The sequence below is a fragment of the Ideonella azotifigens genome, from assembly GCF_006519715.1.
Taxonomy (GTDB): Bacteria; Pseudomonadota; Gammaproteobacteria; order Burkholderiales; family Burkholderiaceae_C; genus Ideonella; species Ideonella azotifigens.
On sequence record NZ_VIDT01000465.1, the window covers coordinates 1 to 4502 of the forward strand.

Here is a 4502-nt window from a genome sequence, read left to right on the forward strand (position 1 = left end):
AGGCCGAAGCGGGCGTTGGTGCCGCCAATGTCGGCCACCAGGTGCGGATAGCCGGCCACGGCCGTCGCTGGCGCGTGCTCTTCCTCGCGCACCATGCCCTCGGCCACGCCGGCCACCAGGCCGTGCATCAGCGTCTCCAGCACGCCGCTCTTGTGTTCTTCCTGCGCCATTTGCCTTGTTCCTTCCGGCCCGCCGTTGCCGGGCACCGCTGGCGCAATTCTCGCCCGGCGCGGCTGGCGATCCGCACTGTCCGCAGGGGAAAGCCCCAAGAAGATGACCCCATGTAACCGGTGGGTCGCATGGGGTCATCGGGGCGGGGTGGCGGATTGCCACCGCCGCCCGGGCTCAGCCGGGTCTTAGTGCACCGACTTGCGGCTGCGCTTTTTCTGCAGCGTGGGGCCACTCAGCACGAGGTCGCGCGAGGGCACGATGTCGGCTGCCGACACGCCCTGCAGCAACACCATGGTCTGGTAGCCGGTGCGGCTGGTCGCGGTCTTCAGCTGGACCTTGGCACCGCGCTGGCCGTCGGCCACGCGGATCGTGCCGTCGGCGATCGGGTCGCTGCCGGTGTAGCCGATGCTGGCCAGCAGGCCGTGCAGGTCGACGCGGTCTTCGCCCGGCACGAAGTCGGTCACCAGGTCCATCGCGTCGGCCACGGCGTTGATGACGACCAGGTCCTTGCCAGCGCCGGTGGTGATCTTGTCGATCTTTCCGCCGCCGATGATCACGTCGTCACCCGCGGTGCCGATGATCTCCTCGCGGCCGTCAGTGCCCTGGATGGTGGTCAGCAGCGACAGGCCCATCACCATCGGGTCATGGTCGGACGAGCGGTACTCGGTGGCGCTGTAGTAGTCCGGGCCGCAGGTCGGGCAGGCCGGCTGCTTGAACTCGGTGTTGTAGTCGATGATGGCCGGCTCGTCGGCGTTGATGTGGAAGTCGGTCGCGTCCGTCACCTTCGCCGCCAGCGACGGGCTGACGAAGCCATGGTCCAGCCGGCCCGAGACGCCGTTGAACACGTACGAATAACCGAAGCTGTTGAAGCGCGCGATCTGGTCCTGGAAGCCGCCGTTCACCAGCGTGGCCACCGGGTCTTCCTGGGCGTAGGCATTGAAGTCGCCCAGCAGCACCGCGTCGGTCGTGCCGGCGCCCGCGCTCAGGCTGTTGACCCAGGTGATCAGGCGCTGGGCCTGCTGCACACGCTGGGCGTTCCAGCAGCCCTGGCCGTCGCCGCTGTCGAAGTTGCCTTCGTAGTTGGCGTCGCCCACCGCCGGGCAGCTGCTCTTGGACTTCAGGTGGTTGACCACCAACGTGAATCGCTGGCCGTTGGCAGCGACCAGGGTCTGCGCCAGCGTCGGGCGGTTGTTGACAGGATCGGTGTCCGACGAGGCCAGGCCGGCCGGTGCCAGACGGGCCGGCTTGTAGATCATCGCGACCTTGATCGCGTCGGTGCCGGTGCCGGCGGCCGGGTCCGGCACGATGGCGTAGGTGCCGGCGCCAACCTTGGCGTTCAGCGCGTCGACCAGGTTCTGCACTGCCGTCGAGCCGTTGTTCTGCATCTCCATCAGGCCCAGCGCGTCGGCGTCGATCGCGGCGATGGCTTCGACGATCTTGGCGCGCTGGCGCTCGAACTCGGCGACGTTGTTGGCACCGCGGCAGTTCGAGGCCGATGTGCTGTCACCCAGCGTGCAGCCCTGGCCGCTCTGGCCATCGGCGGTGGTGCCGTCGGTGAAGGTGGTGAAGAAGTTCAGCACGTTGAAGCTGGCCACGCGCAGGTTGCCGCCGGTGGTGGCGGGCACCGTGGGGCGGACGTTGGCGCGGGTGATGGCCACCGCGCCGACCGGCTGGATCTTGTAGTCGCCGTAGTCGGTGTTGCTGGAGGTGGCCAGGCCGTAGTCGATGACGCCGGTCAGCGTGGCGATGGTGTCGCCGGCGCGCACCGTGTTGTCGGCGCCGATGTAGGGCGTGGGGTTCGGGTTCTGCACGGACGTGCCGTCGTCCAGCAGGATGCGGGCGCGGTTGTTCGCGTCGTTCAGCGCCTGCGCGTCTGCGCCCGGACGGAAGCGGTTGGTCGGCTGTTCCTGGCGGCCGTTCACCGCGAGCGACAGCTGGCCGTAGCGGCCGAGGAAGTAGTTCTGCTGCACGGTCAGCGGGCCGTTGATCGTGACCAGCATGCCCTCGTAACGCTCCAGCTCGCCGTCCACGCTCTCGGGCAGCGTGACGACCGTCGGCGTGATGACATTGCCACTGGACAGCACGCTGATGCCGCTGATGCCGGTCAGCTCGGTCACGGTGTGGGCCAGCGTATCGGCGTTGGTGGCGGCGCCGGTGTTGAACTCGGCCACCGTGCCTTGCAGCTGCACCAGCTGGCCGGCCACCACGGTGGGCGCGCTGCCGGTGTAGACCAGGATGCCGTCGGACGTGGCGGCATTGCCGTCGCCGTTCAGGTCCTGCATGTAGAAGCTGTTATTGGTGACCAGCGTGACGACGCCGCTGGTCTGCACCTTCTCGCCGACAAACGGGCTGGCACCGCCGCTGCCCTGGATCTCGGGAATCGTGCGCTGCGTCGGACCGCTGACGGTGCAGGTGCCGACCGGACTGGCGGTGTTGCGCGGTGCGGGCGTGCCGGCGGCGAAGTCGGCGCTGTTCTGGTCGGTGTCGGTGCAGCCGGCGGCCGCGCGCTGCACAGCGGTGGTGTTGGTGGTGGCGGGCGCTGCGGCGCTGCCTTCGAAGTAGTTGGCGCTGCCGTAGCCGACCAGGTCGACGATGCTGGCCGAGCTCGGCTTGTCGCCGGTCAGCGCCGTCGTGCTGCTGACCAGCGCAACCTTGCCGCCTGTGCCGCTCAGCGCCAGCGTGCCGGTGGCGTCCGGCGTCGGCAGGTTCTGCGTGCCGCCGGTGCCGGCGCTTTCCTGCACCAGGTAGTACTGGCCGGGCTGCAGCGTGATGTTGCTTAGCGTCGTGACGCCCCAGCTGGCAGTGCCGGTGGTGGAGTTGTACTGCACCGACCAGCCATTCAACGAAACCGCTGCGGCGCCGGCGTTGTACAGCTCGATGAAGTCGTTCTTCAGCGTGGCACCGCTGTTGCCACCGCCGCCATAGGCCTGGCTGATGACGACGCCACTGGTGGACGCAAAGCTGGCCGAAGCCGAGGCCGCGAGCAGGGCCGCGGCGAGGATGGGATTGAGTTTCATGACGGGGACGGTCTCCACTTGGTCTGGGTAGACGGCGAGCTTGGCGAGTGTCGATGACGCTCCCGTGTCGAAGTCCTGACGATGCGGTAACAGCGCGTGTTCTAGGGGTCTCGCCTTGACCGTCCGCCGAAGAAACCTGCGCGTTGATTCGTCGAGTTCCTGCTGGTCGACGATCACGTCGAGATGCGGGTCCGCAGTTCACCGCCTGACGAGGCCAGCAGCGGATTTGGCATGCTCAAGAGCCGGCGCGCTGCCGTGCCAACGGACTTCGATCTCGCCACTTTGGCGAAGCGCGTGGTCAAACGATGACCGGCCTTAGCACCAACGTCCTGGCCCGCCACGACAACAACGATGAAGCGGGTGCCAAGACGCGACGTCGCCCCATTCGACGACCGCAAGTTTGCCCGGCGGCCAAGAAACTCGGCCTGGCGCCAGCCGTGATGGCGCTGTCCTAGAAGGGCCTGCGTTTCCTGATCATCGCCGCTTGCGCCAGTATCCTGGTCGCCGACCATGATGTGCGACAGCGCTGATGCGGACGGCTCCACCTTCGACTCGATAAAGCATCGAGAACGGATACCGTCCGATTGGAAACAGGTAGCGGCCCTTTGAAGTTGCTGTCCCGACACCTGGAAACTCAGCGATCAGGCAAGCTTTCGCTTCGAAGGTGGCGAGGAAGTTCTCCGCGGCGAAGGCTCCGAACTGTCGCCTGCAGAAGGAGGCCGCGTCTGACAACTCGGCTTCAGCTTCCGGCGTGAGTACATAGGTCACTTCAGCGAAGCACGGATACGCGCTACCGCATCAGGTCCGCTGATCCACTGCGCTTGGCCATCAGCGATGCGCGCTTCCCGTCGGTCAGCCTCCTCGGACCAAGCTTCCTCCCATTCCGGGTCGTGTCCAAGACTGGCCAGAAGTCGGTCTACAAGCCTCGACCTGTCCGCCTGTGGCAGGCTTAACGCCTCAGCCTCGAGCACTTCAATCGGGATGGTCATCGCACACCTCGTTCTGTTCACAGAACGATAAGCATGCCACAAGCTCCAGGGAGATTGGCCTGAGAAAGGACGTCCTTACCAGGCCAGCGCCGCACTCAGCCCACCCGTCACCACCAGGCTGGCGCCCCACACCGCGTCCAGGTTGAACCAGCCCTGCTTCAGGAAACGCAGCCCCAGGTGGCGGTAGACCAGCCAGGCGATGGCCAGGCCGGTGAGCATCATCGCCAGCGTGTGCACCAGCGCGACTGCGAGCGCCGTGCCTGCGCTGGCCTGCAGCGTGGCCATGCCGCCGCCGGCCGTGCCGCACAGGCCCAGGCTGATGGGC

At 67.0% G+C, this 4502-nt stretch carries 4 protein-coding genes and 1 pseudogene; all 5 read right to left on the bottom strand.

What is annotated here, in order from left to right; genetic code table 11:
* Positions 1-356 precede the first annotated feature (356 nt).
* A complete protein-coding gene (locus FKP22_RS21990) occupies positions 357-3188 on the bottom strand; it encodes an ExeM/NucH family extracellular endonuclease (RefSeq protein WP_141289824.1) in 2832 nt (943 codons plus the stop codon).
* A 173-nt stretch (positions 3189-3361) separates the two neighbouring features.
* Positions 3362-3700, bottom strand: coding sequence for a hypothetical protein (locus tag FKP22_RS21995; protein WP_141289825.1), 339 nt, complete (start codon positions 3698-3700; stop codon positions 3362-3364).
* Positions 3663-3956, bottom strand: a complete 294-nt coding sequence (locus FKP22_RS34535) for a type II toxin-antitoxin system RelE/ParE family toxin (protein ID WP_141289826.1) — start codon at positions 3954-3956, stop codon at positions 3663-3665. The genes FKP22_RS21995 and FKP22_RS34535 overlap by 38 nt, the downstream gene beginning before the upstream one ends.
* Entirely contained in the window at positions 3953-4177 is a 225-nt protein-coding gene (locus tag FKP22_RS22005; protein WP_141289827.1) for an addiction module protein, read from the bottom strand. The genes FKP22_RS34535 and FKP22_RS22005 overlap by 4 nt, the downstream gene beginning before the upstream one ends.
* 75 nt (positions 4178-4252) lie before the next feature.
* A pseudogene (locus tag FKP22_RS32450) lies at positions 4253-4502 on the bottom strand (hypothetical protein); the annotation flags it as partial.

What these genes read in the sequence shown, in the direction of transcription:
- FKP22_RS22005 (WP_141289827.1), bottom strand. Translation starts at nt 4,177, where the DNA reads ATGACCATCCCGATTGAAGTGCTCGAGGCTGAGGCGTTAAGCCTGCCA.
- FKP22_RS21990 (WP_141289824.1), bottom strand. Translation starts at nt 3,188, where the DNA reads ATGAAACTCAATCCCATCCTCGCCGCGGCCCTGCTCGCGGCCTCGGCT.
- FKP22_RS21995 (WP_141289825.1), bottom strand. Translation starts at nt 3,700, where the DNA reads ATGGTCGGCGACCAGGATACTGGCGCAAGCGGCGATGATCAGGAAACG.